This window comes from Streptomyces sp. SID9727 (assembly GCF_010550605.1).
In the GTDB taxonomy this organism is placed as follows: Bacteria; Actinomycetota; Actinomycetes; order Streptomycetales; family Streptomycetaceae; genus Streptomyces.
Genome location: NZ_JAAGNI010000533.1, coordinates 1 through 5,523, shown reverse-complemented (window position 1 = coordinate 5,523; position 5,523 = coordinate 1). Strand labels below are relative to the sequence as shown.

General features: G+C 57.1%; 3 rRNA genes. All 3 read left to right on the top strand.

What is annotated here, in order from left to right:
* Window positions 1-323: 323 nt before the first annotated feature.
* The 3 genes from G3I41_RS36245 to rrf all read left to right on the top strand — a co-directional run bounded on the left by G3I41_RS36245 (window position 324) and on the right by rrf (window position 5,469).
* Window positions 324-1,849 (top strand): 16S ribosomal RNA (locus G3I41_RS36245).
* A gap of 301 nt (window positions 1,850-2,150) precedes the next feature.
* A 23S ribosomal RNA gene (locus G3I41_RS36240) occupies window positions 2,151-5,273 on the top strand.
* 79 nt (window positions 5,274-5,352) lie between these two features.
* Window positions 5,353-5,469 (top strand): 5S ribosomal RNA (gene rrf / locus G3I41_RS36235).
* The 16S, 23S and 5S rRNA genes sit together here, the layout of an rRNA operon.
* Window positions 5,470-5,523 lie beyond the last annotated feature (54 nt).

The window sequence follows — 5,523 nt, the reverse complement described above, 5'->3', positions numbered from 1 at the left end:
GACCCGCTTCGACCGGGAATCGGACACGAAAGAGTCTGATAGAGTCGGAAACGCAAGACCGAAGGGAAGCGCCCGGAGGAAAGCCCGCAGGGGTGAGTACAAAGGAAGCGTCCGTTCCTTGAGAACTCAACAGCGTGCCAAAAGTCAACGCCAGATATGTTGATACCCCGGCCTGCTTCGGCAGGTTGGTGGTTCCTTTGAAAGTCCTGCACGGGTCTTCGGGTCCGGGTAGGCACAACACAGCGAGGACGCAGTGGACAACGGGTCATATTCCGACCTTGTTGTTCCGCTCTCGTGATGTGTCTCCCGATTACGGGAAAACATTCACGGAGAGTTTGATCCTGGCTCAGGACGAACGCTGGCGGCGTGCTTAACACATGCAAGTCGAACGATGAAGCCCTTCGGGGTGGATTAGTGGCGAACGGGTGAGTAACACGTGGGCAATCTGCCCTTCACTCTGGGACAAGCCCTGGAAACGGGGTCTAATACCGGATAACACTCTCTTCCTCCTGGGAGAGGGTTGAAAGCTCCGGCGGTGAAGGATGAGCCCGCGGCCTATCAGCTAGTTGGTGGGGTAATGGCCTACCAAGGCGACGACGGGTAGCCGGCCTGAGAGGGCGACCGGCCACACTGGGACTGAGACACGGCCCAGACTCCTACGGGAGGCAGCAGTGGGGAATATTGCACAATGGGCGAAAGCCTGATGCAGCGACGCCGCGTGAGGGATGACGGCCTTCGGGTTGTAAACCTCTTTCAGCAGGGAAGAAGCGAAAGTGACGGTACCTGCAGAAGAAGCGCCGGCTAACTACGTGCCAGCAGCCGCGGTAATACGTAGGGCGCAAGCGTTGTCCGGAATTATTGGGCGTAAAGAGCTCGTAGGCGGCTTGTCACGTCGGTTGTGAAAGCCCGGGGCTTAACCCCGGGTCTGCAGTCGATACGGGCAGGCTAGAGTGTGGTAGGGGAGATCGGAATTCCTGGTGTAGCGGTGAAATGCGCAGATATCAGGAGGAACACCGGTGGCGAAGGCGGATCTCTGGGCCATTACTGACGCTGAGGAGCGAAAGCGTGGGGAGCGAACAGGATTAGATACCCTGGTAGTCCACGCCGTAAACGTTGGGAACTAGGTGTTGGCGACATTCCACGTCGTCGGTGCCGCAGCTAACGCATTAAGTTCCCCGCCTGGGGAGTACGGCCGCAAGGCTAAAACTCAAAGGAATTGACGGGGGCCCGCACAAGCAGCGGAGCATGTGGCTTAATTCGACGCAACGCGAAGAACCTTACCAAGGCTTGACATACACCGGAAAGCATCAGAGATGGTGCCCCCCTTGTGGTCGGTGTACAGGTGGTGCATGGCTGTCGTCAGCTCGTGTCGTGAGATGTTGGGTTAAGTCCCGCAACGAGCGCAACCCTTGTTCTGTGTTGCCAGCATGCCCTTCGGGGTGATGGGGACTCACAGGAGACTGCCGGGGTCAACTCGGAGGAAGGTGGGGACGACGTCAAGTCATCATGCCCCTTATGTCTTGGGCTGCACACGTGCTACAATGGCCGGTACAATGAGCTGCGATGCCGCGAGGCGGAGCGAATCTCAAAAAGCCGGTCTCAGTTCGGATTGGGGTCTGCAACTCGACCCCATGAAGTCGGAGTTGCTAGTAATCGCAGATCAGCATTGCTGCGGTGAATACGTTCCCGGGCCTTGTACACACCGCCCGTCACGTCACGAAAGTCGGTAACACCCGAAGCCGGTGGCCCAACCCCTTGTGGGAGGGAGCTGTCGAAGGTGGGACTGGCGATTGGGACGAAGTCGTAACAAGGTAGCCGTACCGGAAGGTGCGGCTGGATCACCTCCTTTCTAAGGAGCATCTAGACCCTGTCAAAGGGGTCCAGAGCCACTACGTCGGCAAATGTTCGACGGTGGTCAGCTCATGGGTGGAACGTTGACTACTCGGCACGGCAAGTTGTTTGTCACTAGTACTGCTTCGGCGTGGAACGTGTAGGAACGACTGGTCGGGTCGGGCACGCTGTTGGGTATCTGAAGGTACGGCCGTCATGGTCGTCCTTCGGTTGCCGGCCCCAGTGAACTTGTTCTTCGGAGCAGGGTGGTGGGTGGCTGGTCGTTGTTTGAGAACTGCACAGTGGACGCGAGCATCTGTGGCCAAGTTTTTAAGGGCGCACGGTGGATGCCTTGGCACCAGGAACCGATGAAGGACGTGGGAGGCCACGATAGGCCCCGGGGAGCTGTCAACCGAGCTTTGATCCGGGGGTGTCCGAATGGGGAAACCCGGCAGTCGTCATGGGCTGTCACCCGCTGCTGAACACATAGGCAGTGTGGAGGGAACGCGGGGAAGTGAAACATCTCAGTACCCGCAGGAAGAGAAAACAACCGTGATTCCGGGAGTAGTGGCGAGCGAAACTGGATGAGGCCAAACCGTATGCGTGTGATACCCGGCAGGGGTTGCGCATGCGGGGTTGTGGGATCTCTCTTTTACGGTCTGCCGGCCGTGAGACGAGTCAGAAACCGTTGGTGTAGGCGAAGGACATGCGAAAGGTCCGGCGTAGAGGGTAAGACCCCCGTAGCTGAAACATTAACGGCTCGTTTGAGAGACACCCAAGTAGCACGGGGCCCGAGAAATCCCGTGTGAATCTGGCGGGACCACCCGTTAAGCCTAAATATTCCCTGGTGACCGATAGCGGATAGTACCGTGAGGGAATGGTGAAAAGTACCGCGGGAGCGGAGTGAAATAGTACCTGAAACCGTGTGCCTACAAGCCGTGGGAGCGTCGGATATGTGCTTGCACATATCTCGTGACTGCGTGCCTTTTGAAGAATGAGCCTGCGAGTTAGCGGTGTGTAGCGAGGTTAACCCGTGTGGGGAAGCCGTAGCGAAAGCGAGTCCGAACAGGGCGATTGAGTTGCACGCTCTAGACCCGAAGCGGAGTGATCTAGCCATGGGCAGGTTGAAGCGGAGGTAAGACTTCGTGGAGGACCGAACCCACCAGGGTTGAAAACCTGGGGGATGACCTGTGGTTAGGGGTGAAAGGCCAATCAAACTCCGTGATAGCTGGTTCTCCCCGAAATGCATTTAGGTGCAGCGTCGTGTGTTTCTTGCCGGAGGTAGAGCACTGGATAGGCGATGGGCCCTACCGGGTTACTGACCTTAGCCAAACTCCGAATGCCGGTAAGTGAGAGCGCGGCAGTGAGACTGTGGGGGATAAGCTCCATGGTCGAGAGGGAAACAGCCCAGAGCATCGACTAAGGCCCCTAAGCGTACGCTAAGTGGGAAAGGATGTGGAGTCGCAGAGACAACCAGGAGGTTGGCTTAGAAGCAGCCACCCTTGAAAGAGTGCGTAATAGCTCACTGGTCAAGTGATTCCGCGCCGACAATGTAGCGGGGCTCAAGCGTACCGCCGAAGTCGTGTCATTCCAGCATGTACCCCCAACGGGGGCTGGGATGGGTAGGGGAGCGTCGTGTGCCGGGTGAAGCAGCCGTGGAAGCGAGTTGTGGACGGTTCACGAGTGAGAATGCAGGCATGAGTAGCGATACACACGTGAGAAACGTGTGCGCCGATTGACTAAGGGTTCCTGGGTCAAGCTGATCTGCCCAGGGTAAGTCGGGACCTAAGGCGAGGCCGACAGGCGTAGTCGATGGACAACCGGTTGATATTCCGGTACCCGCTTTGAAACGCCCAATACTGAGCCCATTAATGCTAAGTCCGTGACGCCGGCCCGATCTCTTCGGAGTTGAGGGTAGTGGTGGAGCCGACGAACCAAGGTGGTAGTAGGTAAGCGATGGGGTGACGCAGGAAGGTAGTCCAGCCCGGGCGGTGGTTGTCCCGGGGTAAGGGTGTAGGCCGTGTGGTAGGCAAATCCGTCACACGTTAAGGCTGAGACCTGATGCCGAGCCGATTGTGGTGAAGTGGATGATCCTATGCTGTCGAGAAAAGCCTCTAGCGAGTTTCATGGCGGCCCGTACCCTAAACCGACTCAGGTGGTCAGGTAGAGAATACCGAGGCGTTCGGGTGAACTATGGTTAAGGAACTCGGCAAAATGCCCCCGTAACTTCGGGAGAAGGGGGGCCATCACTGGTGATAGCACTTGCTGCTTGAGCTGGGGGTGGCCGCAGAGACCAGCGAGAAGCGACTGTTTACTAAAAACACAGGTCCGTGCGAAGCCGTAAGGCGATGTATACGGACTGACGCCTGCCCGGTGCTGGAACGTTAAGGGGACCGGTTAGCTGCTCTTCGGGGTGGCGAAGCTGAGAACTTAAGCGCCAGTAAACGGCGGTGGTAACTATAACCATCCTAAGGTAGCGAAATTCCTTGTCGGGTAAGTTCCGACCTGCACGAATGGCGTAACGACTTCTCGACTGTCTCAACCATAGGCCCGGTGAAATTGCACTACGAGTAAAGATGCTCGTTTCGCGCAGCAGGACGGAAAGACCCCGGGACCTTTACTATAGTTTGATATTGGTGTTCGGTTCGGCTTGTGTAGGATAGGTGGGAGACTTTGAAGCGGCCACGCCAGTGGTTGTGGAGTCGTCGTTGAAATACCACTCTGGTCGTGCTGGATGTCTAACCTGGGTCCGTGATCCGGATCAGGGACAGTGTCTGATGGGTAGTTTAACTGGGGCGGTTGCCTCCTAAAGAGTAACGGAGGCGCCCAAAGGTTCCCTCAGCCTGGTTGGCAATCAGGTGTTGAGTGTAAGTGCACAAGGGAGCTTGACTGTGAGACCGACGGGTCGAGCAGGGACGAAAGTCGGGACTAGTGATCCGGCAGTGGCTTGTGGAAGCGCTGTCGCTCAACGGATAAAAGGTACCCCGGGGATAACAGGCTGATCTTCCCCAAGAGTCCATATCGACGGGATGGTTTGGCACCTCGATGTCGGCTCGTCGCATCCTGGGGCTGGAGTCGGTCCCAAGGGTTGGGCTGTTCGCCCATTAAAGCGGTACGCGAGCTGGGTTTAGAACGTCGTGAGACAGTTCGGTCCCTATCCGCTGTGCGCGTAGGAATATTGAGAAGGGCTGTCCCTAGTACGAGAGGACCGGGACGGACGAACCTCTGGTGTGCCAGTTGTTCTGCCAAGGGCATGGCTGGTTGGCTACGTTCGGAAAGGATAACCGCTGAAAGCATCTAAGCGGGAAGCCTGCTTCGAGATGAGTATTCCCACCAACTTGATTGGTTAAGGCTCCCAGTAGACGACTGGGTTGATAGGCCAGATGTGGAAGCCCGGTAACGGGTGGAGCTGACTGGTACTAATAGGCCGAGGGCTTGTCCTCAGTTGCTCGCGTCCACTGTGTTAGTTCTGAAATAACGAACAGCCGTGTTGTTGCCCGGTTGGTTCTAATTTCATAGTGTTTCGGTGGTCATTGCGTTAGGGAAACGCCCGGTTACATTCCGAACCCGGAAGCTAAGCCTTTCAGCGCCGATGGTACTGCAGGGGGGACCCTGTGGGAGAGTAGGACGCCGCCGAACAATTATTGTGGGAAAGCCCCGTGCCGATGGCACGGGGCTTTTCTGCGTTTCAGC